General features: G+C 35.7%; 28 protein-coding genes. 27 read left to right on the top strand and 1 reads right to left on the bottom strand.

Annotated elements, in window-relative coordinates; genetic code table 11:
• The first annotated feature begins 467 nt into the window (after positions 1-467).
• From JR050_RS00810 to rsmI, 12 genes are all read left to right on the top strand, one after another.
• Positions 468-1,295 carry a VanW family protein gene (locus tag JR050_RS00810; RefSeq protein WP_204201617.1) on the top strand — a complete coding sequence of 276 codons (828 nt, stop codon included), beginning with the start codon at positions 468-470 and terminating at the stop codon, positions 1,293-1,295.
• 123 nt (positions 1,296-1,418) lie between these two features.
• Positions 1,419-1,622 (top strand): sigma factor G inhibitor Gin, encoded by a 204-nt coding sequence (locus JR050_RS00805; protein ID WP_204201616.1) that lies wholly within the window; start codon positions 1,419-1,421, stop codon positions 1,620-1,622.
• Positions 1,623-1,714: 92 nt separating this feature from the next.
• Positions 1,715-3,130 carry an aminotransferase class I/II-fold pyridoxal phosphate-dependent enzyme gene (locus tag JR050_RS00800; RefSeq protein ID WP_204201615.1) on the top strand — a complete coding sequence of 472 codons (1,416 nt, stop codon included), beginning with the start codon at positions 1,715-1,717 and terminating at the stop codon, positions 3,128-3,130.
• A 16-nt stretch (positions 3,131-3,146) separates the two neighbouring features.
• Positions 3,147-3,791 carry a dTMP kinase gene (gene tmk, locus JR050_RS00795; protein WP_204201614.1) on the top strand — a complete coding sequence of 215 codons (645 nt, stop codon included), beginning with the start codon at positions 3,147-3,149 and terminating at the stop codon, positions 3,789-3,791.
• 137 nt (positions 3,792-3,928) lie between these two features.
• Positions 3,929-4,258, top strand: a complete 330-nt coding sequence (locus JR050_RS00790) for a cyclic-di-AMP receptor (RefSeq protein ID WP_204201613.1) — start codon at positions 3,929-3,931, stop codon at positions 4,256-4,258.
• A gap of 15 nt (positions 4,259-4,273) precedes the next feature.
• The gene (locus JR050_RS00785; RefSeq protein ID WP_204201612.1) at positions 4,274-4,714 is read left to right on the top strand and encodes a YaaR family protein; all 441 of its coding nucleotides are present in this window, start codon (positions 4,274-4,276) and stop codon (positions 4,712-4,714) included.
• A gap of 13 nt (positions 4,715-4,727) precedes the next feature.
• Complete coding sequence (gene holB / locus JR050_RS00780; protein WP_204201611.1) at positions 4,728-5,723, top strand: DNA polymerase III subunit delta'; 996 nt, start codon at positions 4,728-4,730, stop codon at positions 5,721-5,723.
• Between the two features lie 2 nt (positions 5,724-5,725).
• Positions 5,726-6,553 (top strand): PSP1 domain-containing protein, encoded by an 828-nt coding sequence (locus tag JR050_RS00775; RefSeq protein ID WP_204201610.1) that lies wholly within the window; start codon positions 5,726-5,728, stop codon positions 6,551-6,553.
• Between the two features lie 10 nt (positions 6,554-6,563).
• Entirely contained in the window at positions 6,564-6,920 is a 357-nt protein-coding gene (gene yabA, locus JR050_RS00770; protein WP_204201609.1) for a DNA replication initiation control protein YabA, read from the top strand.
• Positions 6,921-7,071: 151 nt separating this feature from the next.
• A complete protein-coding gene (locus JR050_RS00765; RefSeq protein WP_204201608.1) occupies positions 7,072-7,821 on the top strand; it encodes a tRNA1(Val) (adenine(37)-N6)-methyltransferase in 750 nt (249 codons plus the stop codon).
• A gap of 78 nt (positions 7,822-7,899) precedes the next feature.
• On the top strand, positions 7,900-8,106 hold the full coding sequence (locus JR050_RS00760; RefSeq protein WP_430392837.1) for a GIY-YIG nuclease family protein: 207 nt from the start codon (positions 7,900-7,902) through the stop codon (positions 8,104-8,106).
• Complete coding sequence (rsmI, locus tag JR050_RS00755) at positions 8,070-8,939, top strand: 16S rRNA (cytidine(1402)-2'-O)-methyltransferase (protein ID WP_204201607.1); 870 nt, start codon at positions 8,070-8,072, stop codon at positions 8,937-8,939. The genes JR050_RS00760 and rsmI overlap by 37 nt, the downstream gene beginning before the upstream one ends.
• A 211-nt stretch (positions 8,940-9,150) precedes the next feature.
• Here the strand turns inward: rsmI and abrB are convergent, their stop codons facing one another.
• Complete coding sequence (gene abrB / locus JR050_RS00750) at positions 9,151-9,435, bottom strand: transition state genes transcriptional regulator AbrB (RefSeq protein ID WP_204201606.1); 285 nt, start codon at positions 9,433-9,435, stop codon at positions 9,151-9,153.
• 473 nt (positions 9,436-9,908) lie between these two features.
• On the opposite strand from abrB, the gene metG reads away from it, so the two are divergent.
• From metG to JR050_RS00675, 15 genes are all read left to right on the top strand, one after another.
• Positions 9,909-11,843, top strand: a complete 1,935-nt coding sequence (gene metG / locus JR050_RS00745; protein ID WP_204201605.1) for a methionine--tRNA ligase — start codon at positions 9,909-9,911, stop codon at positions 11,841-11,843.
• A gap of 180 nt (positions 11,844-12,023) precedes the next feature.
• Entirely contained in the window at positions 12,024-12,797 is a 774-nt protein-coding gene (locus JR050_RS00740; RefSeq protein WP_204201604.1) for a TatD family hydrolase, read from the top strand.
• A gap of 220 nt (positions 12,798-13,017) precedes the next feature.
• Positions 13,018-14,211, top strand: coding sequence for a resuscitation-promoting factor (locus JR050_RS00735; protein ID WP_346726684.1), 1,194 nt, complete (start codon positions 13,018-13,020; stop codon positions 14,209-14,211).
• A 137-nt stretch (positions 14,212-14,348) separates the two neighbouring features.
• The gene (gene rnmV, locus JR050_RS00730) at positions 14,349-14,906 is read left to right on the top strand and encodes a ribonuclease M5 (RefSeq protein WP_204201603.1); all 558 of its coding nucleotides are present in this window, start codon (positions 14,349-14,351) and stop codon (positions 14,904-14,906) included.
• Positions 14,903-15,781, top strand: coding sequence for a 16S rRNA (adenine(1518)-N(6)/adenine(1519)-N(6))-dimethyltransferase RsmA (rsmA, locus tag JR050_RS00725; RefSeq protein ID WP_204201602.1), 879 nt, complete (start codon positions 14,903-14,905; stop codon positions 15,779-15,781). Before rnmV ends, rsmA begins: the two co-directional genes overlap by 4 nt.
• Positions 15,782-16,010: 229 nt before the next feature.
• Positions 16,011-16,892 (top strand): sporulation peptidase YabG, encoded by an 882-nt coding sequence (gene yabG / locus JR050_RS00720; RefSeq protein WP_204201601.1) that lies wholly within the window; start codon positions 16,011-16,013, stop codon positions 16,890-16,892.
• A gap of 494 nt (positions 16,893-17,386) precedes the next feature.
• Positions 17,387-17,659: a biofilm formation stimulator Veg gene (gene veg / locus JR050_RS00715; protein WP_149221369.1), complete on the top strand. Its 273-nt coding sequence runs from the start codon at positions 17,387-17,389 to the stop codon at positions 17,657-17,659.
• Positions 17,660-17,746: 87 nt separating this feature from the next.
• Positions 17,747-17,920, top strand: coding sequence for a small, acid-soluble spore protein, alpha/beta type (locus JR050_RS00710; RefSeq protein ID WP_204201600.1), 174 nt, complete (start codon positions 17,747-17,749; stop codon positions 17,918-17,920).
• A gap of 201 nt (positions 17,921-18,121) precedes the next feature.
• On the top strand, positions 18,122-18,991 hold the full coding sequence (gene ispE / locus JR050_RS00705; protein WP_204201599.1) for a 4-(cytidine 5'-diphospho)-2-C-methyl-D-erythritol kinase: 870 nt from the start codon (positions 18,122-18,124) through the stop codon (positions 18,989-18,991).
• Positions 18,992-19,047: 56 nt separating this feature from the next.
• Positions 19,048-19,884, top strand: coding sequence for a pur operon repressor (gene purR, locus JR050_RS00700; protein ID WP_204201598.1), 837 nt, complete (start codon positions 19,048-19,050; stop codon positions 19,882-19,884).
• A 3-nt stretch (positions 19,885-19,887) separates the two neighbouring features.
• Positions 19,888-20,280: a RidA family protein gene (locus JR050_RS00695; RefSeq protein WP_204201597.1), complete on the top strand. Its 393-nt coding sequence runs from the start codon at positions 19,888-19,890 to the stop codon at positions 20,278-20,280.
• Between the two features lie 281 nt (positions 20,281-20,561).
• Positions 20,562-20,852: a septation regulator SpoVG gene (spoVG, locus tag JR050_RS00690; RefSeq protein WP_149221364.1), complete on the top strand. Its 291-nt coding sequence runs from the start codon at positions 20,562-20,564 to the stop codon at positions 20,850-20,852.
• A 277-nt stretch (positions 20,853-21,129) separates the two neighbouring features.
• Positions 21,130-22,503, top strand: coding sequence for a bifunctional UDP-N-acetylglucosamine diphosphorylase/glucosamine-1-phosphate N-acetyltransferase GlmU (glmU, locus tag JR050_RS00685; protein WP_204201596.1), 1,374 nt, complete (start codon positions 21,130-21,132; stop codon positions 22,501-22,503).
• Positions 22,504-22,528: 25 nt separating this feature from the next.
• Positions 22,529-23,479: a ribose-phosphate diphosphokinase gene (locus JR050_RS00680; RefSeq protein WP_204201595.1), complete on the top strand. Its 951-nt coding sequence runs from the start codon at positions 22,529-22,531 to the stop codon at positions 23,477-23,479.
• Positions 23,480-23,561: 82 nt separating this feature from the next.
• On the top strand, positions 23,562-24,194 hold the full coding sequence (locus JR050_RS00675; RefSeq protein ID WP_204201594.1) for a 50S ribosomal protein L25/general stress protein Ctc: 633 nt from the start codon (positions 23,562-23,564) through the stop codon (positions 24,192-24,194).
• Positions 24,195-24,434: the final 240 nt, after the last annotated feature.

Raw genomic sequence — 24,434 nt, 5'->3', positions numbered from 1 at the left:
CCAGAGCGTACGACTGTACGTGAGGATCTGAGCGAATGAAGCTGACGAAGAGATTCGCCGCTCATTTTTATCCGAACCCGAACTCGGAAGTTATGATCGAGCGCCGATGGTAGTTAGGACGCAAGTCCATGTAAGAGTAGGACGTTGCCAAGCAAAAAGAGAAAGAGTAGATGTTGATCAGTTACTCTTTTTTGTATTTACTAAAATATGAGCAAAAGGTTGAGCATAAATCTTATTACGTTACTTGTATGTTGCATAATGTAGAATATAGCAGTAACCTGTATAAGTCCTATGAAGATAGGGTGTAGGAAGACTCTAAGAGTAGCGATATATAGCTACTCTTTTTTGTCTGTAGACATACCATTTTTATAGTTGAGTATATAACAGTATAACATCCCCGAAATTATATTAGAAGTTTCTGACAATTAAGTTATAATAATAATAGAAAAGAAAAAAGGGGAATTGGTATGAACACTATCAAGTTAAAACCAAAGAAACGTTCACAATTGCGTTTGTTATTAGGAAAAACATTTTATACGACAAGACGATGGATTGAATGGTATACAGATTCCAAGAAATATGCTGTTATAAAAGATAAAGAGCTATTACCCTATACGATAAATGCTCATAAAACTCCTTTGTTACGGAAGTTAAAGGATGTAGATATGTGGTATCAATATAATAAAATTACTAATCTTAAGATAGCAGTTGAAAGGATTAATGGTATCGTGTTACAACCAGGTGAAACCTTTTCATATTGGAGATTAATAGGAAAGCCCTCGAAGCAAAAAGGATATGTAGATGGAATGGTGCTTTATTATGGTTCCTTTAAACCTGGTGTTGGTGGAGGACTGTGTCAGCTATCGAATCTTATTTATTGGATTACTCTACACACACCCTTAACAGTCACTGAGCGTCACCGGCATAGTTATGATGTCTTTCCTGATTCTAATCGTAAGCAGCCATTTGGTAGTGGTGCCACTTGCTCTTATAATTATATGGATCTACAAATCACCAATCACACGAATCAGCCATACCAGCTTCACCTTAAGGTAACAGACCAACACTTAGAAGGAGAATGGTTAAGTGTAGAAGCACCTCTTTATACATATGAAATCTATGAAAAGGAACATAAAATTTCACATGAATATTGGGGGGCGTATATACGTCACAACCTAATTTTTCGAAGAGTTATCAATCGACAAAAGCAAGTTATAGATAATGAATATATTACAGAGAATCATGCCCTCATGATGTACGAACCATTCCTTGAACAAGGTAAAAGCGGCACATAAGTATTTTTATTCTAGGTATTCACCTATTTCTACATTCTGCATACAATGATGAATATTACGTAAATTTATAATTGTGTATACATTTATAAAAGTTGGGAATGATAGTAGTAGGAGGTGGAGTAGGTGAGTGCTATTACAAAGAGAGAGTATTATGGGGAAACATGTGTAATATGTGAAAAGGAAAAAGAGAAAGGAATTCATTTGTATACAACCTTTATCTGTACAGACTGTGAGACAGAAATGATCCATACTCAAACAAGCCATCCAAGCTATCAGTTTTATATAAAGCAATTACGAAAAATTACAACACCAAAAATCTTATCATAGAGATAATCCCTTTATAGGGATTTTTTTTTATTCGCTCTTAAGATATAGTAAGATGAGAGAAAATGCCCGAAAGTTTGCAGTGAGGGGAAAATATGAATCAAAAAAGTACACCATTGTTCGATTCGTTAAAAAGTCATGTAAAAAAAACACCAGTTTCATTTCATGTTCCAGGCCACAAATCTGGAAACCTTTTTTTAGAAAAAGGATTAGAATTTTATAAAGATATACTTTCTATTGATGTAACAGAATTAAGTGGACTAGATGACTTACATCAACCGGAAGAGGCAATTTTAAAAGCTGAGCTTTTATTATCAAATCATTATGGATCAAAAAAGTCATTTTTCTTAGTGAATGGCACAACAGTGGGAAATTTAGCGATGATTTTATCGGTTTGTTCAGTAAACGATACGGTTATCGTTTCAAGAAACTGTCATAAATCAATTATGAATGGTTTAATGTTGACTGGTGCCAAGCCGGTATTTGTTGGACCGAACTTTGATACTGACCTTCAGATTGCAACATATGTATCTGAACAAACATTCAAAGAAGCTATTAATCAATACCCAAAGGCAAAAGCTATTATCATAACAAATCCGAATTATTATGGACAAACGTTTGATTTAACAAATATTATTTCGTATGCACATGAAAAAGGAATTCCTGTATTAGTAGATGAGGCACATGGAGCACATTTTGGTATAGGAGAGCCATTCCCAAAGTCAGCTATTGCAAGTGGGGCAGATATCGTCGTACAATCTGCACATAAAACATTGCCAGCCATGACAATGGGGTCATATCTTCACTTTCAAAGTGATTTAGTTTCATTAGAACAGGTGAAGATGTATTTAAAAACCATGCAATCGAGTAGTCCTTCATATCCGATTATGGCATCTCTCGATTTAGCTAGAGCGTATATCGCCACATTTAAAAAAGAAAAAGTTGTAAAATTAGTAGACACAATTGAAAAGTGGAAGGATGAACTTAGTACGATTCCACAAATAAATATTGTAAACTCAAAGGATCCTAATATTACACAAGATCCTCTTAAAGTAATTATGCAGACCAAGACTTCATTATCAGGGTATGAGCTTCAGTCACTATTAGAAGAAGAGGGAATTTACACAGAATTAGCAGACCCATTAAATGTCCTTTGTATTTTACCTTTAGAAGTTAAGCAATTACATACTATAAGTGAGACAATAAAAGATGTTTTGTCCCATTTGCCTGTTATTCAAGATAAAAAGTCATTTCCTTTTCATCAAATCACATCTGATTTTCCGTACTCATATTGGGAATTAAAGCCGAAGAAGACAAAATGGGTTACAATAGAAGAAGGAATTGAAAAGCTTTCCGCAGAAACAATTATTCCATATCCACCGGGAATACCACTTTTGTTGTATGGAGAGAGAATTACACATGAACATATTAGACAAATGAAGAGGCTTAAGGAAATGGGAGCTAAATTTCAAGGGAGTAACATTATTGATAAATTAAACATCATTGAGTGAGAGTAAGGAGATTTGTATGAAAGGTATATTTATAACAGTTGAAGGCCCTGAGGGAGCTGGTAAAACAACCATTATTACAAAAATTGTAGATCAATTAAAAAAAGAAAATTATCCTGTTGTTTTCACGAGAGAACCAGGAGGAATAAAAATAGCTGAAAAAATCCGCTCAATCATCCTTGATCCAGAAAATACAGAGATGGATGGGCGAACAGAAGCCTTATTATATGCAGCAGCCAGAAGGCAGCATCTTGTAGAGAAGGTTTTGCCTTCGATTAATGAAGGGTATATTGTGTTATGTGACCGTTTCTTAGACAGCTCTTTGGCATATCAAGGTTTTGCTAGAGAGTTAGGGATGGATGAAGTATTGTCTATTAACGAATTTGCAATTGGTCACCTAATGCCAACAAAGACACTGTATTTTGATATTGAACCTGAAGAAGGGTTTAAACGAATTAATCAAAATAAAGATCGAGAAATAAACCGCTTAGATTTAGAAAAATTAGATTTCCACTATAAAGTAAGAGAAGGATATTCTCTTTTATTAGAGAAGTATAAAGAGAGAATGATAAAAATAGATGCCTCAAGATCAATTGAGGACGTTTATGATGAAACATTACAAGTGGTTAAGAACATTATTCATACTGCTGCACATAACGAATAAGACACTTCGCTTGGAGTGTTTTTCTTTTAATCAAGCGCAATGAAGGTTATAAAACAATCACTGCAAAAGGAACATTTACCAAATATCAGAAAATGAATACTATATAAAAACGTGATAAAATAAAGGGAGGCATAAGGATGAAATTAATTATGGCTGTGGTACAAGACAAGGATAGTAACCGATTGATGTCTGCTTTAATGGAATCGAACTTCCGTGCAACGAAATTAGCAAGTACGGGTGGTTTCTTAAAATCAGGGAATACTACCTTTTTAATTGGTACTGAAGAAATACGTGTACAAAAAGCACTTGATATAATAAAGGAAAATTGTAAGCACCGTGATCAACTTGTTGCACCAGTATCTCCGATGGGAGGAAATGCTGACTCTTACGTACCTTATCCAGTAGAGGTCGAAGTCGGCGGTGCTACGGTTTTCGTTCTTCCGGTAGATGAATTTCACCAATTTTAATGGGGGCAACAAGGGATGAAAATCAATCAAGAATTAAGACCAACGATTGAGAAAGCTAGAACAGAATCAAAACTTCAATCAACAAGTACACCTCGATTTGGGGAGCTTGTTCAGAAACAGGAAAATAAGCTTCATATGGAACAACTGCATAAGCTTATGTCCGAAATCCATGGCCAAGGAGATCGTCTGGCTAGGTCTCAAAATTTTAAAGACTTAGCGAAATACAAAGGGCTTGTTAAGAAATATGTGAAACAAGCTGTGGATTTTGGTATGAATTTGAAACAATCTCATAGTTGGACAGCTGACGGGCATAGTCGAACACTGAAAATAGTCGAACAAGTAGATAAGAAGTTAGTCGAGCTTACAGATGAAGTGGTAAAGAAAGAAAAAAATGCGATTGGTATATTGGGGAAAATCGGAGAAATTAAAGGTTTGTTAATTAATATATATACGTAAGTGAGTGATCAAGTTGAGTATGACGTGGGAAGAGTTATCTACAATACAACCAATTGTCGTCAAAATGTTAACGAATAGTTTAAAGAAAAATAGAGTAGCCCACGCATACCTTTTTGAAGGGGAAAAAGGGACAGGAAAGAAGAAATTTGCACTATTTCTTGCAAAATCACTCTTCTGTCAACATGTAGTGGATATAAATCCTTGTCATACTTGTTCGAATTGTAAGCGTATTGATTCAGGAAATCATCCTGATGTGCATGTCATTGAGCCAGATGGGTTATCCATCAAGAAGCAACAAATTCAGCACTTACAAGAGGAATTCTCAAAAACAGGTGTGGAATCCAAACAAAAGTATTATATTATTAATCAAGCAGATAAAATGACGCCTAATGCATCTAATAGTTTGTTAAAGTTCCTGGAGGAACCAAACGAACATACAACTGCAATTTTATTAACAGAGCAAGTAAATCAAATGCTCGATACAATCCTTTCACGCTGTCAAACACTATCATTTAAACCTATGCCTAAACAAATATTAATTTCGCAGTTAATAGAAGAAGGTATTTCACCGGAGGCGGCGAATGTAGTTGTACAGCTTACAAATAGTAAAGAGGAAGCATTACGGCTTTTGCAAGATGATTGGTTTGCAGAGGCGAGAAAAGTAGTGTTACAATTATGTGAAGTACTAGATTCTAAAACTCAGCATGGATTAATCTTTATTCAGGAAAAATGGCTTCCGCATTTTCATGATCGAGAGCAAACAGAACGAGGATTAGATCTATTTATGATATTTTATAGAGATATATTAACGGTATTAGTTGGAGAGGAAGAACAAGTCATCTTATGTGACCAACATCAATTGTTGAAAAAGATTGCCCTCCAAGTATCTCAAAAGCAGCTCATCCAGAGGATGAATGCTATTCTAGAGGCGAAAAAACGCCTTAGTGCTAATGTTCAATCTCAGTTATTAATGGAGCAATTAGTACTAAATTTGCAGGAGGGATCCTAGCTTTGTATGAAGTAGTAGGGGTACGCTTTAAAAAAGCGGGTAAAATATATTATTTTGATCCTGCAGAGTTCAACATCCCAGACGAGGAGTTTGTCATTGTTGAAACTGTTAGGGGAATTGAATACGGTAAAGTTGTGATTAGTAATAAAAAGGTAAGTGAAGATGATGTTGTATTACCTTTAAAGAAAGTAGTTCGAATTGCAGACCCAAAAGACAAGCTAACAGTTGAAGAAAATAAAATTGCTGCTAAAGAAGCATACGATGTTTGCGAGGCGAAAGTAATTGAGCATGGACTAGATATGAAACTAGTTGATGTTGAGTATACATTTGATCGTAACAAAGTAATTTTCTACTTCACCGCAGATGGTAGAGTTGACTTCAGAGAACTTGTAAAAGATTTAGCTGCCATATTTAGAACGAGAATAGAACTACGTCAAATTGGTGTAAGAGATGAAGCAAAAATGCTTGGTGGAATTGGACCTTGTGGTAGAATGCTATGCTGTTCAACATTTTTAGGTGATTTTGAACCTGTTTCTATTAAGATGGCAAAAGATCAAAATTTATCATTGAATCCTTCAAAGATATCAGGATTGTGTGGACGCTTAATGTGTTGCTTGAAGTATGAGAATGATGAATATGAATCGGCAAAGGAAGCATTACCTGACATTGGTGAACCAATTGATACACCTCATGGAACTGGGAAAGTCGTCGGTTTAAATATTTTAGAACGCTTAGTTCAAGTTGAATTGAAAGACATTGAGCGTACAGTAGAATTTACGATTGACGAGTTAGTCCAAGAAGGAGCCGTATCTATCCAAGCTACAGAATGAGGTGGTGCAAATGGATAAAAAAGAGATATTCGACTCTGTCAGTAGTATGGAAGAGCAAATCGGCCATTTGTATAAGCAACTAGGTGAGTTAAAGCAGCATTTAGCCGAGCTTTTAGAGGAAAATAATCATATTAAAATCGAGAATGAACATTTACGTAAACGTTTAAATCAAACGGTAAATGAAGAAGAGAAACAACTTGAAATACAAGAAGAACTAAAAGGATTAAAACCAGTGGACATTGGGGAAGGCTATGATAATCTAGCAAGAATTTATCAAGAGGGCTTTCACATATGTAATCTCCACTACGGAAGTATAAGAAAAGAAGGAGATTGTCTGTTTTGTTTATCCTTCTTGAATAAAAAGTAATCATGTATGGCCTTTCCTCATATAGGGAAGGCTGTTTTCTTAGTACAAAGCATAAAGTTGCCTTTCCATAGATTTTTTTTAGGTTTACGAAATGAGCCTAGTTCAAATACATATTGAAGCTTATCGTTAATAGAAATGTGAGGATCGTTATATGGTTGATTTATTAGATGATGAACGATTAGATTATTTACTGGCAGAGGACCTTAGAATAATCCAAAGTCCAGCTGTTTTTGCGTTCTCTTTAGATACGGTGCTACTTGCACGTTTTGTGTATGTTCCTATTCAAAAAGGAAACTTGATTGATTTATGTACAGGAAACGGTGTTATTCCTTTATTACTTAGCACCCGTTCCAAAGCACAAATAAAGGGTGTAGAAATACAAGAGAGAATCTTCAATATGGCGCAGCGTTCTGTTGAGTATAATAAGTTGTCTGAGCAAATTGAATTGATTCATGGTGATATTAAAGATATGCCAGAGAAATTAGGACATGGGAAATTTGATGTTGTGACGTGTAATCCTCCATATTTCCCTACTCCTTCTGACCGTGAAAGTGAAATGAATAATAATGAACATTTAGCCATTGCAAGACATGAAATATACTGTACTTTAGAAGATGTTGTACGAGTGAGTAGCCAGTTAGTAAAACAAGGTGGGAAAGTAGCATTCGTTCATCGGCCAGGTCGACTTCTAGATATTGTTACGTTAATGAGAATGTACAAACTTGAGCCAAAGCGTCTACAATTTGTGTATCCGAAAGTGGGTAAAGAAGCAAATACACTATTAATAGAAGGAATTAAAGATGGCAATCCAGATTTAAAAATTTTACCGCCACTTTATGTATATAACGAGAAGGGTGAATATACGAAAGAGCTACATTCAATTTTATATGGAGACAAATAATCATCATTTTTACGTCTTATAATGCTTGGATGAAGTTTTTATGCGGGATACACAAATGACTTACATAAACGAATTACGTTGCGTAATAACTGTAAAGGTGCAAAGTACACAAGATCCAAAAGACACGTCATATTGATCTATTATGAATCATTCACATCAAAGAATGAAGCGATGTCTAAAGAATATGCATTTAAGCAATTTTCAAGAAAACAAAAAGAACAACTTTTATATGAAAGAGGTGTGGACTTATGTGGCAGCAAAAGAGCTTCAGTAATGAAGATATAGGAGTCTTATATGTAGTAGCAACTCCAATTGGAAATCTAGAAGATATGACGTATCGTGCCATTCGTATTTTAAAGGAAGCAGATATCATTGCTGCAGAAGACACGCGTGTGTCAAAGAAGCTATGCAATTATTTTGAGATCCATACTCCAGTAGTTAGCTATCATGAACATAATAAAGTTAAAAGTGGAGATAAACTTTTAGCAGACTTGCAGCAGGGGAAAACGATCGCGCTTGTGAGTGATGCAGGTATGCCAACCATCTCCGACCCTGGCTATGAACTAGTATGTTTAGCACTTGAACACCGTATACCGGTTATCCCTTTACCTGGAGCGAATGCCGCATTAACTGCATTAGTTGCCTCAGGACTTCCACCTCAAAACTTTTACTTCTATGGATTTTTACCCAGACAAAAGAAAGAAAAGAAAGAGGAATTAGATAAATTGAAACGATATCCAGCAACAATCATGTTTTATGAATCACCACATCGATTAAAGGATACGTTAAAAGCAATGGCAGAAATATTAGGAAATCGAAATGTTGTCATTAGTAGAGAGCTAACAAAAAAGTTCGAAGAATTTATCAGGGGAACTGCAGAGGAATTAGCTGAATGGCTAGAAACAACAGAAGTAAAAGGAGAATGTTGTATTTTAGTTAAAGGAAGTGATCCTTCTGAAGTCGTAGCAGAAAATGATTGGTGGGAGAACTTATCAATCAATGACCATGTTGAGCATTATATGAATCAAGAAATGTCCTCGAAGGATGCGATTAAACAGGTGGCAGTTGAGCGAAAGTTGCCAAAGCGGGATGTTTATGAGAGTTATCATATAAAATAAATAGGCTGTTTCCGGATAGAATGTAGTTTTCTGAATAAGATCAGCAATTCGAATAAATATTTTATTTCGGAGTATCTATTCTTTTACATAATGAATATATCAGGCAATTGAGGACTTGAGTGTAATTGAAATAGGTAAATAAGCAACAACGGTTACGAAAAAATCAATTAAAAAGAGCACATCGCCATGTGCTCTTTTTTTACTATAATTATTATTTAGAAGTTGTAAGTGAATTTTGAAGTTCGTTTAGGATTTTTTCTGCACCTTCACGACTTAAAATAATTTTACCCTCAGCTAAAGAGATGTTGTTATCGCTAACTTCACCTGTAACTTGGCAAGTCATGTTTGGCTTATATTTCTTTAAGATGATTTTCTCATCGTCAACATAAATTTCAAGTGCATCCTTTTCTGCAATACCTAATGTACGTCTTAATTCAATTGGAATTACGACACGTCCTAACTCATCAACTTTACGAACAATACCTGTAGATTTCATTTTTTTGTTTCCCCTCTCGTAATGTTATATACATAATTCGTTAATTTTCGTCATTATTCGACACGCGCTTATAAACTTATAATACCAGTGATTCCCAAACCAGTCAATCCTTAATTTGTAAAAAGAAAGGAATAATATATGAACAAATCAACATTTTGACGAAAATAGTACAAAAGTGTTATACAAGATTTTACTTTTTTACTAATGAATTCATACTTAATTATAGTGAAGATTCGACAAAACTCAATAATAATTCGACAAAAACTAATTGGTATTTAATTCCTTTATACTAATACCCCGTAAAAAAATGGATAAACCTATATTTTTGTATATTTTTATTAAAAGTTAGAAATAGTTGTATATATTGACAGTAATTAAGATTTCTTAGTTTTTTGTTTTCGTAAGCTTTGATAAGATAATAGAAGGAATATGTTTCTTCTATACATAAGGGATTAGTTCAGGAGGTCATGTCAATGACAGAGAAAAAGACATTTTATATTACGACACCTATTTATTATCCAAGTGGAAAATTACATATTGGACATGCATACACCACAGTGGCCGGAGATGCAATGGCAAGATATAAAAGACTACGTGGATTTGACGTTCATTATTTAACAGGTACAGATGAACACGGACAAAAAATCCAACGAAATGCAGAGGATAAAGGTGTAACTCCTCAACAATATGTTGATGATATCGTTTCAGGTATTAAAGAGCTGTGGCAGAAGCTTGAGATTACCTATGATGATTTCATTCGTACAACAGAGGTCAGGCATAAGGATATTGTTGAAAAAGTATTTGCACAATTAGTAGAACAAGGTGATATTTATCTGGATCAATATGAGGGCTGGTATTGTACTCCTTGTGAATCTTTTTATACTGAAAGGCAACTAGAGGAAGGGAATTGCCCGGATTGTGGCCGTTCTGTAGAAAAAGTAAAAGAAGAATCTTACTTCTTTAAAATGAGTAAATATGCTGATCGACTGCTAAAATTTTACGAAGAGAACCCTACATTTATCCAACCTGAATCGAGAAAAAATGAAATGATTAACAATTTCATTAAACCTGGACTTGAGGACCTTGCTGTATCTAGAACGACCTTTGATTGGGGAGTAAAAGTTCCAGGAAATCCAAAGCATGTTATCTATGTATGGATCGATGCACTATCGAACTATATTACGGCTTTAGGATTCGGTACAGACAATGATGAAAACTATACAAAGTACTGGCCAGCTGATGTTCATCTAGTAGGGAAGGAAATTGTAAGATTCCATACAATATATTGGCCAATTATGCTGATGGCACTAGATCTGCCACTACCTAAAAAGGTGTTTGCACATGGCTGGCTATTAATGAAAGACGGTAAGATGTCGAAGTCAAAAGGAAATGTCGTTGATCCTTTGACACTTATAGATCGTTATGGTCTTGATGCATTGCGTTACTATTTGCTAAGAGAAGTACCATTTGGTGCAGATGGAGTATTCACACCGGAGGGGTTCGTTGAACGCATTAACTTTGATTTAGCCAATGATCTTGGTAACTTGCTTAATCGAACAGTAGCGATGATTCAAAAGTATTTTGAGGGAGAGATTCCTTCTTACCATGGAGTAAATACAGAGTTTGACGTTCAATTAGAAAGTATGATTAAGGAAACGAAAGAAAAGGTAGAAGACGCGATGGAGGAAATGCAATTTTCAGTTGCGCTTACCTCATTATGGCAGCTTGTATCACGGACCAATAAATATATTGATGAAACACAGCCGTGGGTGCTTGCAAAAGAAGAATCAAAACGTAAAGTATTAGGAACGGTAATGGCTCACTTAGCCGAATCGTTACGCCATGTTTCAATTATGCTACAACCATTCTTAACACAAACGCCAAAACAGATTTGGAAACAGCTTGGAATCGAGAACACAAAGTATACGTCTTGGGATAGTTTATCGGCAATCGGAGCAATACCTGAGGGAACAAAAGTGGTCCAAGAGGGACCAGTGTTTCCGAGACTTGATGTGAAAGAGGAAGTAGAATACATCAAGGATCAAATGAAAGCTCCTGCACCTGTTCAGTCAAAAGAAGAAGCACCGGAAATCACAATTGATGACTTTATGAAAGTGGAATTAAGGGTTGCAGAAGTTATCCAGGCAGAGCCAGTAAAAAAGGCTGATAAATTACTAAAAATACAACTGGATCTAGGTTTCGAGAAAAGACAAGTTGTTTCCGGTATTGCTAAGTTTTACAAGCCAGAAGAATTAGTTGGCAGAAAGGTGATTTGTGTAACAAATTTAATGCCAGTTACACTACGTGGTGAATTATCTCAAGGTATGATTCTAGCTGGGAGTCAGGATGGAGTACTCTCATTAGCAACAGTAGATCAAACATTACCAAATGGAGCAAAAGTTAAATAATAAGCAGTAAGATGTGATAAATAGGTATTCAGATTGAATACCTATTTATTCATTTTTTTGTTTCACTATAATAATAAAAGGAAAAACAGGAAAAAACTGTATCTATTTGTAATGAAATTGTAAGGTTACGGTAAGCCATGAAATATAAATACGTGATAAAATATAAAAAGGAGCTTGTCTATGTTATTTGATACACATGTTCATTTAAATGCAGATCAGTTTAATGAAGATTTAGAAGAAGTGATCCAAAGAGCTCTAGATAACAATGTGCAAAACATGGTTGTTGTCGGCTTTGATCGACCAACTATAATGAAAGCGATGGAACTGATTGAGAACTATTCCTTTCTTTATGCTGCGATTGGTTGGCATCCTGTAGATGCCATTGATATGACAGATGAAGATTTGAAATGGATTGAACAATTAGCCTCCCATCCGAAGGTTGTCGCTATTGGGGAAATGGGTCTTGATTATTATTGGGACAAATCTCCAAAAGAAATTCAGCAAGAAGTATTCCGTAAGCAAATACGTTTAGCAAAAAAGCTGAAAATGCCAATTGTTATTCATAATCGTGAAGCAACACAAGATATCATTGATATTTTAAGAGAAGAAGAAGCTTCTGAGGTTGGCGGTATTATGCACTGTTTTAGTGGAAGTTTAGAAGTAGCGAAAGCTTGTATAGATATGAATTTTTACATCTCTTTCGGTGGTCCAGTAACATTCAAAAATGCGAAAAAGCCAAAGGAAGTTGCAACAGAGATACCATTAGATCGACTTTTAATTGAGACAGATTGTCCATATTTAGCACCACATCCATATAGAGGAAAACGTAATGAGCCAAGTTATGTTACACTAGTTGCTCAAGAGATTGCTGGGCTAAAAGGTATTACTTATGAAGAGGTTGTCCAAAAAACGTACGACAATGCTCGGCAAATATTTAATATAAATGATGAGTGAATACTGTCGAATAAAATGAGTACTTGTCCTTTTTTAAAATAATTTAAAAAAGTTCTACACGTCTCCATCTTTTCATAGGATAACCTTGTCGACAAGTATTCCTTTTCAATTCATATGATCTTTTGCATAATAGGTTATACGGTCCGAGTAAGAGGTTGATTTGACAATTTTATTTTTACTCTATATAATCTCTCAAGGAGAGAAGGAGGCGTTTTTCATCGTGATAAAGAACATGAAAAAGCTGTTTTCCGAATCTATGACGACGAAGAGACTTGTTATGATCGTTAGTAGTTTCCTAGTTTTTGCAGGCCTAACTGGTTATGTAATATATGAGGGAACGAAGCAATCTGTTACGTTGACTTTAAATGGTGAGGAACAGATTGTAAAAACACATGCTAACACTGTTTCGGAATTATTATCAGAACAAGCCATTGAGTTACGTAAGGAAGATTATATTAAACCAAGTTTAAAAACCGTCATAAAAGATGATATGAATATCGTCTGGAAAGCTGCATTGCCAGTTAACCTGGTAATAGATCAAAAAGAAACGAAAATTTGGACGACATCTAATACTGTACAACAGTTTTTAGACGTACAAAAAGTAAAGGTAACAGAGCATGATAAGGTAGAACCTAAATTAGAGGCTTCAATCAAAGCGAATATGAAAGTTAAGATTGAAAGTGCATTTCAACTAACAATCAATGTCGGCGGAGAAGAAAAGCAAGTTTGGACCACTTCGACTACTGTCGCTGACTTTTTAAATCAGCAAAATGTAACACTAAATGAATTGGACCGTGTAGAACCAGCGCTAGAAGCAATGGTACAAAAAGACTCAGTTATTAATGTAACAAGAGTAGAAAAGGTCACCGATGTAGTGGAAGAGTCTGTAGATCATGCAGTTGTTACAAAGAAAGATTCCTCTTTGAATAAAGGTACTCAAAAGGTACTAGATCAAGGTCAAAAAGGAAAAGTTGCTAAGCATTTTGAAGTAGTGCTTGAGAATGGTAAAGAAGTTTCAAGAACTCTTCTTAAAACGGAAACGTTACAAGAAAGTAAAGATAAAGTTGTAGCTGTCGGCACAAAGGTACAACAAACCCAAGTATCCAGAGGTAGCGGGACTGTAGCAAATGAATTTTATGTTAGTTCAACAGCTTATACTGCTTACTGTAATGGTTGTTCAGGTATTACAAGTACCGGATTTAACTTAAGAGCAAACCCTAATGCGAAAATTATTGCAGTTGATCCTAGTGTAATCCCACTTGGAACGAAAGTTTACGTTGAAGGATACGGCTATGCTGTTGCTGCAGATACAGGTAGAGCAATTAAAGGTAATAAGATTGATGTATTCTTCGCTACAAAGGCTGAAGCCTATAGCTGGGGAAGAAAAACAGTTAAAATCAAAATACTAAAATAGTACAATTGTGACAGGGGATTATGTTCCCCTGTTTTTTTATGCTAAACTTACGTAATGCACTTAATTTTATCCATAAGGTATTATCTACTACATAAGACGTTACAATACATATAAAAGTTTCATGTTTCGGAGGCAAAATGAAAATTAAAGAAATAATTGTTGTAGAAGGCAAAGATGATACAGTTACCGTACAAAGAGCAGTTGAGGCAGACACAATTGAAACGAATGGTTCAGCAATAAATGCTGAAACGATAGAGAAAATAAAATTAGCACAGGAAAAGCGAGGAGTTATTATTTTTACTGATCCTGATTATCCAGGAGAAAAAATACGTAAAACAGTGGCAGAAAAAGTACCTGGCTGCAAGCACGCTTTCATTAAAAAGGAAGATGCTTTCGATAAACGCCATAAAAAAGTGGGAGTAGAGCATGCGTCTATTGAGATCATAAGGCAGGCTTTACAAGAGGTACAACAAGAATGGATTGATATTGATGAGGAGATCTCATTTGATGAGCTTATTCATTATGGTTTCATAGCAGGAGCTAAAGCAAAATCACGTAGAGAAAAGCTGGGTATACTTTTGCGTATAGGATATACAAACGGAAAACAGCTTCATAAACGATTAAAAATGTTTCAAATCACAAAAAATCAATTTGAACAAGCAGCAAAACAGGTACTTCAGGAGGAATTACATTGATAAAAGATATTGCAACCCCGACACGGACAAAAGAAATATTACAGAAATATGGCTTTTCATTTAAAAAAAGCTTAGGTCAAAACTTTTTAATCGATACAAACATCTTACAAAACATAGTAGACAACGCTAATTTAACTAACAATAGCTGTGTTATCGAGATAGGACCCGGAATAGGTGCCCTGACTGAACAAATTGCAAAACAAGCTAAAAAGGTCGTTGCATTTGAAATCGATCAACGACTATTGCCAATTTTATCTGATACACTGTCTTCCTATCCAAATGTAAAAATTATTCATCAAGATGTGTTAAAAGCAAATGTAAAAGAAATTATTGATGAAGAGTTTAAAGGATATGACGATTTAATGGTCGTTGCTAATCTCCCTTACTATGTGACAACACCTATATTAATGAAATTACTAGAGGAACGTTTACCTTTAAGGGGTATTGTTGTAATGCTTCAAAAAGAAGTAGCAGACCGCATGGCCGCTTCTCCAAACTCTAAAGAATATGGGTCACTTTCTATCGCGGTACAGTATTATACAGAGGCGAAAACTGTAATGATTGTACCGAAAACGGTATTTGTGCCACAGCCAAATGTTGATTCAGCCGTAATACGTTTAACAAAAAGGCAGGAACCTGCAGTAATAGTGAAGGATGAGGAGTTTTTCTTTGAAGTCGTACGCGCAAGCTTTGCCCAAAGAAGAAAAACGATTCTCAACAACCTGAATCATAATTTAACGAAATATCAATTAACGAAAGAAACAATTTTAGAGGCCCTCTCAGAAGCTAATATTAAGCCAGAGAGAAGAGGAGAATCTTTATCCATTGAAGAGTTTGGTAAGTTAAGTGATGTCTTATACGAGAGAAGAGCCTAGTAATAACTAGGTTCTTTTTTTACAGTTTAAGCAAGTTTAAAATTTTGAGTGTATCTTATGTATTTGTGTATCATTAATCCAGCACCCATCCTGCCTTAGGCTAAGCGGACGCACATAGCTTTTTGTTTACATATTCGCCTTCAACCTGTATGCACTTTTTTTTAGCTTTCTCATAGGCTATGAAGAGGGCTTAGGTAGTTTTTCCCCATCTTATATGGGAGGGTGTATTATGAGTAAATTTGGGATAGGAATGGCGGTAGCTCGTTTATCATATAATTGTGATTTATTATTTCGTATTATTGAATTAAAAAAAGATGAAACAGGTAGAGATATAGCTGTGCTATATGGTGAAGATTTTAGATTGATTGCGGATGCACCTTTTACTGATTTAAAAATGATTGATGACACAGAAAGAAATCGGTTTGTGGATTCAGAAAGAGAGAAACAAGAGCATTCTTTTTCTTTATTTAAACAAGATTATCACTTAATCAAAGAGAGAAACGAATATCAATCGACAAATGGCTACAGTGTTGATCAGGCTTTTTTTCAGATGCCAGGAAGGGTATTGCATTTAGATGGTGACCCTAACTATTTAAAAAAATGTTTAGCTTTATATGAGAAGATCGGGGTACCCGTATACGGTGTTCATTGTAAGGAGATTGAGATGCCTGAGAGAATAGGTCCACTAATTGAACAAATACGTCCTGATATTTTAGTCATAACAGGTCATGATGCCTATTCAAAATCAAAAGGGAAAGTATCCGAATTAAAAGCATATCGTCATTCAAAACAATTTGTTCAAACCGTGATAGAAGCTAGAAGGAAGGTTCCACATCTCGATCAGTTAGTGATATTTGCAGGTGCCTGTCAATCCCACTTTGAATCGTTAATTCGAGCAGGAGCCAACTTTGCAAGTTCCCCATCAAGAGTGAACATACATGCACTAGATCCGGTGTACATTGTAGCTAAAATCAGCTTTACACCGTTTATGGATCGAATTAATGTCTGGGACGTTGTTCGAAATACACTAACAGGCGAGAAGGGGCTAGGCGGTATAGAAACTAAAGGAGTGCTAAGAACAGGAATGCCATTTAATCGATTTGAAGAATGACCTCTAGTATTTAGTAGAGGTTATTTTTTTATGTTAAATAGCTGTGTTGATTTTTGAAAGGCGCAAGACTACCGCGAAAAGCGAGTGCCTCTCTCTACAATCAACTTCAGTGTTTAACAGAGACATGTTAATTTAAGATATATTTTAGTCTAGTTATCTTTAATCAATTTATTATTTCCATTGTAATCTTCAATCCAGGTGCTAGTATAAGAACCTAGTGCATGAGAAGCGGTTAAAGGCAGACTCATGCAGCTGTGAAGACGAGGGTGCTCTCTAATCCGAAAGTAACGTATTTTTCTAACTTGGACAATATTTTTTACAATTCGACATATATATACATAAAAAATCAAAAAATAGATAAAATAAATATGTTGGTCAAAAAAAATGTCTTAATTTATTAATTGACAACACTTCTAAATCACTGATATAATTTATAATTTATTTGACTTTCGAACGTGTCTGTGTTAGAATTAGTTATAGCGAGGTGGAGTGAAATGGGTAAAACATTGTCGGAAATTAAGCAAGCTCTTGATGGTAACCTAGGTAAACGCTTAACTCTTCGAGCGAACGGTGGTCGTAGAAAAACTATTGAACGTTCTGGTGTATTAGCTGAGACGTATCCATCTGTTTTTGTCATCGAACTAGACCAAGATGAGAATTCTTTTGAACGTGTTTCATACAGCTATGCGGATGTATTAACAGAAACGGTTGAATTAACTTTTTTTGACGATAAAACAAGTGGTAGTATCGCATTATCTGGACAATAATAAGTTCTGGATAAAGTTGGTGCAATAATATTAACGGCTCCTTTCCAATACTAAACATGTCGTAGTATTGGAAAGGAGCTGTTTTCGTTGGGAAGAAAAAGAGGAATGCTTTCAGAACAAGCTAAATACGAACTTGCCAAAGAGCTCGGATTCTACAATAAGGTTGAACAAGGTGGATGGGGGAATATCACCTCAAAGCAAGCGGGGAATATGGTTAAACGTGCTGTAGAAATTGCACAAAATGAACTAGCTAAAAGATAAATCCACATACATGCGACAGGCGCTGAATACAACTTCAGCGCTTTTTCTCATATATTTATTGCATTTTTGTATTTTCCAGAGTTTATATTTGCGAGAATTGAACCATACTTTTGTTAAAAGTTGTCGACAGGTTAGCTATTCCATATTACATTTATGGTACAATAACGTAATATATGGAAGTACGTAAAGTAGGTGACGGGAATGAAGATATTAGTAAAAGCACCGGCGAAGATTAATCTTTCGCTAGATGTATTACATAAAAGAGATGATGGCTTTCATGAAGTGAAGATGGTCATGACAACCATTGATTTAGCTGACCGTGTAGAATTAACCCTTTTAGATGCGGACCAAATTAAAATCGTTTCACATAATCGGTTTGTCCCGGATGATAATCGGAATTTAGCATATCAAGCCGCGATGTTATTAAAAAACAAATATAACGTCAAGAAGGGTGTCTCGATAACGATTACGAAAACTATACCTGTTGCTGCTGGTTTAGCAGGTGGTAGTAGTGATGCTGCTGCAACCTTAAGAGGATTAAATAAGTTGTGGGGATTAAACTTAACATTAGATGAGCTTGCAGAACTCGGTGCAGAAATTGGATCTGACGTTTCGTTTTGTGTATATGGTGGAACGGCACTAGCGACAGGCCGTGGTGAAAAAATACAGCATATCGATCCACCGCCACATTGTTGGGTTATATTAGCAAAGCCAACAGTGGGAGTCTCAACAGGAGAAGTATATGGACAGTTAGACTTAGCAAATGTTGAACATCCTGATGTCAACGGAATGGTTCAAGCTATACATAATAAAGATTACAATGGCATTTGTCAGTTAGTCGGAAATGTTCTAGAAGATGTTACACTAAAGCTTCACCCTGAAGTAGCACAAATTAAGGAACAGATGAAAAAGTTTGGTGCGGATGCAGTGTTAATGAGCGGAAGTGGTCCAACGGTATTCGGATTAGTACATCACGATTCTCGTATGCAGCGTATTTATAATGGGTTAAGGGGCTTTTGCGATCAAGTATTTGCCGTTCAGATGTTAGGTGAACAAAATCGTCTTGATTAAATCCGTATAAAGATGTTATATTTACTTAAAATATTCGGATTTATGGTGGTGAGAAAATGAAAATTAAACGAAGTGGTAGATTAGTCGATATGAGCTACTATCTTATGCAACATCCACATGAGCTAGTTCCCTTAACGTACTTTTCTGAACGCTATCAATCAGCTAAGTCTTCTATTAGCGAAGATTTAGGTATTATAAAGCATACATTTGAAGAATCTGGCATTGGTACGCTGCAAACGGTAGCCGGAGCGGCTGGTGGTGTTAGATATATTCCAATGGTATCTAAAGAAGAGGCAACCAAGTTTATAACTGAACTATGTGAGCTATTCGCAAAGCCGGAGCGTTTATTACCAGGTGGATATCTATATTTAACAGATATTTTAGGTAATCCAAGAATCGTAAAACAAATTGGTCTGTTATTTGCATCGATGTTTGCAAAACGCAAAATTGATGTTGTGATGACAGTGGCAACAAAAGGAATTCCTTTAGCCTATGCTGTAGCAGAATATTTACAAGTTCCAGTAGTTATTGTTAGAAGAGACAGTAAGGTAACGGAAGGATCGACTGTAAGTATTAATTATGTTTCTGGATCATCAAAAAGAATACAAACGATGCTACTTGCAAGACGAAGCTTAGAAGTAGGATCAAATGTATTAATCATTGACGATTTTATGAAGGCTGGAGGAACAATTAACGGAATGATTAGCCTTCTTGAAGAGTTTGATGCAAAGGTTGCTGGAATTGGTGTTCTAGTAGAATCTGAAGACATAGAGGAACGTTTAGTAGATGAATATTATTCATTGCTTCAATTGTCAGATGTTAATATAAAGGATAAAGCAATTAATGTTGTCGAAGGAAACTTCATTGTGCAGTACAACCCGATAATTGATTAATATATGGATGAGGTGGAACCCTTGAAAATCGTTCAAACAAGTAAAGCTCCTAGTGCAATAGGTCCATATTCACAAGGAATCATTGTTAATAACATGTTTTATAGTTCTGGACAAATTCCTTTAACAGCTGAAGGAGAACTAGTTACTGGAGATATCCAAACACAAACTCATCAAGTATTTTTAAATCTCCAGGCTGTTTTAGAAGCAGCAGGTGCGTCGCTGGAAACTGTCGTGAAAACAACTGTATTCTTAAAGGATATGAACGAGTTTGGTGTATTTAATGAAGTTTATGGTGAGTACTTTAGCACGAATAAACCAGCTAGGTCGACAGTTGAAGTAGCTAGACTACCGAAAGATGCTAGTGTAGAAATCGAAGTTATTGCATTAGTAAAATAAGGAAATTTTAGACTCTTCTCTCTTATGAGAAGGGTCTTTTTTATTGTGAAATTTAAGTTCAAGTTTAAATTTGTTAGACCTGATTCGTTGAGAGACTCTCTACTGAAATATCACTAAAATCACTATCGGAATATCACTAGTCATCTAGACCTATAAAAAAAACAAATAAAGTAAAATATTTTTGCCAAATTTTCAAAAAAGTTTTAAAAACAAGAAGGAAATAGTAAAAATTTGTTGAATTTAATAGTTAAGTTTTATCTAGGGAAAAGGTGGTGAACATAATGGAAGTGACAGATGTGAGATTACGCCGCGTTAATACCGAAGGACGTATGCGAGCTATCGCTTCAATCACACTTGATCATGAGTTTGTTGTACATGATATTCGTGTAATTGATGGAAATAATGGTTTGTTTGTAGCAATGCCAAGCAAACGTACTCCAGATGGAGAGTTCCGAGATATCGCTCATCCGATCAATTCATCTACTCGCGGGAAAATTCAAGATGCTGTTTTAGCTGAATATCATCGTATTGGTGAGCTAGAAGTTGAGCTTGAAGAAGCAGGTGCTTCATAAAAACAAATTCAAAGAGCCTTTGTCTAAATGGACAAGGCTCTTTCTTTTTGCATGAAAAACCTACCTAAAATTCCCTATAATATGTCAAAATTAAGTCATTTTCTTTTCATAACCTACTTACATTTTATGTTTCCTTGAAATAGGTCACTATTTAAGATATATTCGTAATGGATAATAAGGTTTAATATTTGAAAATAGATTTGCTAGTAAACAATCAAGCGCGTGATATTGGCGTAATGCGAATAAGCTTTTGAATTATAGGATATGGGAGGTTACTATGGGAAATCGATATGCTATTGTGTTAGCTGCAGGTCAAGGAACTCGAATGAAGTCAAAATTATATAAAGTTTTACATCCTGTATGTGGGAAACCAATGGTTGAACATGTAATAGACCAAGTATCATCACTCGGTTTACATAAGATTGTAACGATTATTGGCTTTGGAGCAGACCTTGTAAAATCTCAAATTGGGACTAGAAGTGAGTATGCTCTTCAAGAGGAACAACTAGGAACGGCACATGCGGTCATTCAAGCGAAAGATCTATTACAAAATGAAAAAGGTACAACACTAATTGTTTGTGGTGATACACCACTGATTACATCTGAAACATTTGAAAAGCTATTAAAGCATCATGAAGAAACAAAGGCAAAAGCAACAATTCTAACAGCTTATGCAGAAGATCCAACTGGTTACGGTAGAATCATTCGTAAGAATACTGGTGAAGTTGAAAAAATTGTTGAACATAAAGACGCGAGTGACGAAGAAAGAACAATTCAAGAAATTAATACCGGGACATATTGCTTCGATAATGAGTCACTTTTCAAAGCATTATCTTTAGTTTCAAATGATAACGTTCAGGGTGAATACTACCTACCTGATGTAATTGAAATCTTAAAAAATCAAGGTGAGATTGTAGCTGCTTATCAAACAGAACACTTTGAAGAGACACTTGGAGTCAATGACCGTGTTGCATTGTCACAAGCTGAAGAAACGATGAGAAAGCGAATCAATAAGAGACACATGATTAATGGTGTTACAATTATTGATCCGAATTCAACATACATTTCTGCAGAAAGCGTAATTGGTAGTGATACAATTATTCAACCAGGAACAGTCATTTCAGGAAAAACAACAATTGGTTCAGATTGTGAGATCGGACCTCATTCAGAGATTAAAAACTGCCAAATAGGAGACCATACTACAATTAGACAATCCGTTGCACATAATAGTGAAATTGGATCTCTTGTTGCGATTGGTCCATTTGCACATATTCGTCCAGAATCTCAAATATTAGACGAAGTTAAGATTGGAAACTTTGTTGAAATAAAGAAAGCAGTTTTTGGAAAGGGAAGCAAAGCTTCACATTTAAGCTACATCGGTGATGCGAAGGTTGGTTCCGATGTGAATTTAGGATGTGGCTCTATCACGGTTAACTATGATGGACAAAATAAGTTTTTAACGACAATTGAGGACGGGGCATTTGTCGGTTGTAACTCGAACTTAATTGCACCAGTTACTATTGGAAAAAATGCATATGTAGCAGCCGGATCTACGATTACGGATGATGTTCCATCAGAGTCATTATCAATTGCAAGAGCAAGACAGGTAAATAAAGAAAACTACGCAAATCGGTTAAAAAACAAAGAATAGCCTTAGGTGGAGGGGTTTTAATCTCATGAGTCAATATTCAGATTCAAAATTAAAGTTATTTGCACTAAATTCAAATTCAAAGCTTGCAGCAGAAATTGCTGAAGTAATTGGATTAAAGCTTGGTAAGAGCTCTGTCGCTCGTTTTAGCGATGGAGAAATTCAAATTAATATTGAGGAAAGTATTCGTGGTTGTGACGTGTATGTTGTTCAATCAACAAGTGCACCTGTAAACGAACACATTATGGAATTATTAATTATGATTGACGCACTTAAGCGTGCATCTGCAAGAACGATTAATATCGTAATGCCCTATTACGGCTATGCTAGACAAGATCGTAAAGCAAGATCTCGTGAGCCAATTACGGCAAAGTTAGTCGCAAACCTTTTGGAAACAGCTGGTGCAACACGTGTCATTACGCTGGATCTACATGCTCCACAAATTCAAGGTTTCTTTGATATCCCAATTGACCACCTAATGGGTGTACCGATCCTTGCGGATTACTTTGAAGGAAAGCAATTAAGCGATATTGTTATCGTTTCACCAGACCATGGTGGTGTGACACGTGCTAGGAAAATGGCCGATCGCTTAAAGGCACCAATTGCAATTATTGATAAGCGCCGCCCACGTCCAAATGTTGCGGAAGTTATGAATATTGTCGGTAACATTGAAGGTAAAACTGCTATCTTAATTGATGATATTATTGATACAGCTGGTACAATTACCCTTGCTGCTAATGCGTTAGTAGAAAATGGGGCGAAAGAAGTGTATGCTTGCTGCACACATCCTGTTCTTTCTGGACCTGCAATGGAACGCATTCAAAACTCAAAAATTAAAGAACTAGTCGTAACGAATACAATTGCACTAAATGAGGAGCAAAAATCAGAAAAGGTAACTGAATTATCAGTTGCACCACTGATTGGTGAGGCAATCATCCGTGTTCACGAACTTAAGTCTGTAAGTACTTTATTTGATTAATATTGATTATATTTTCCTCCATTGGGAAAAGGTATTATAGGACAACCTATTTTATCTATTCTTGAAATGGAGGAATTTTTTTATGAGTCAGACATTATTAAGAGTTGAAGAACGAGCAGATTCAAAAAAATCTACAAAAAAAAGCATTAGACAAGGCGGGGGCTTTCCTGCAGTAGTGTATGGGAGAAATAAGGATAGTAAAAATATAGCGGTTAATAGTGGAGAATTCACAAAAGTTATAAGAGAAGCAGGTAGAAACGGTATTCTTACGTTAGCCGGTACTGGAGAAAATGTTCAGGTTATGCTCCATGAACTACAGATGGATTCATTAAAAGGTGAAGTCATACATGCGGACTTTGTCGTGGTCGATATGAGTTCAGATGTAAATGTTGACGTAAATGTTCACTTAGTTGGTGAAGCAGTTGGGGTGAAGGATGGTGGTGTTTTACAACAAGCCATTCACCAGTTACCAATTACAGCTCTTCCGACAGATATCCCATCTGCAATTGAAGTAGATATTTCAAATCTTGAAGTAAGTGGAACGATTCATGTGAGTGATATTGCTACAGGAGGTAAATATAAAATTAATAGAGACAGTGAGGATGTCATTGCCTCAATTCTACCACCTAAAGTAGAAGACACAGTTGATGAAGGTGAAACGCAAAGCGGTAATGTAACAAATGAAGGAACTGAAGGAGACGAAGAAGAAAAGTAATTCGTCATAACAAGAAAGAGGCTGGGACATAAGTATTTCAGCCAATGATAAACCCGAACTATTAGGCAATATCTTGCACTTAATAGTTCGGGTCTTTATTTGTTGATTTCAATAGATTTGTTTGATTTCGTTACTATTTTTTAAGAACTAGTGGAATGGAGCGGAAGACACTCGACTCCTGCGGGAAGTAGAGGAAAGGCTGAGACCCCGCAGGCGTAGCTGAGGAGGCTCAGCTTCCTC

Origin of the sequence: Bacillus suaedaesalsae, assembly GCF_016890225.1 — a bacterium.
GTDB classification, from domain to species: Bacteria; Bacillota; Bacilli; order Bacillales; family SA4; genus Bacillus_BS; species Bacillus_BS suaedaesalsae.
Note: the sequence above shows the minus strand (reverse complement) of the source record. Positions and strands in the feature narration are given on the sequence as shown.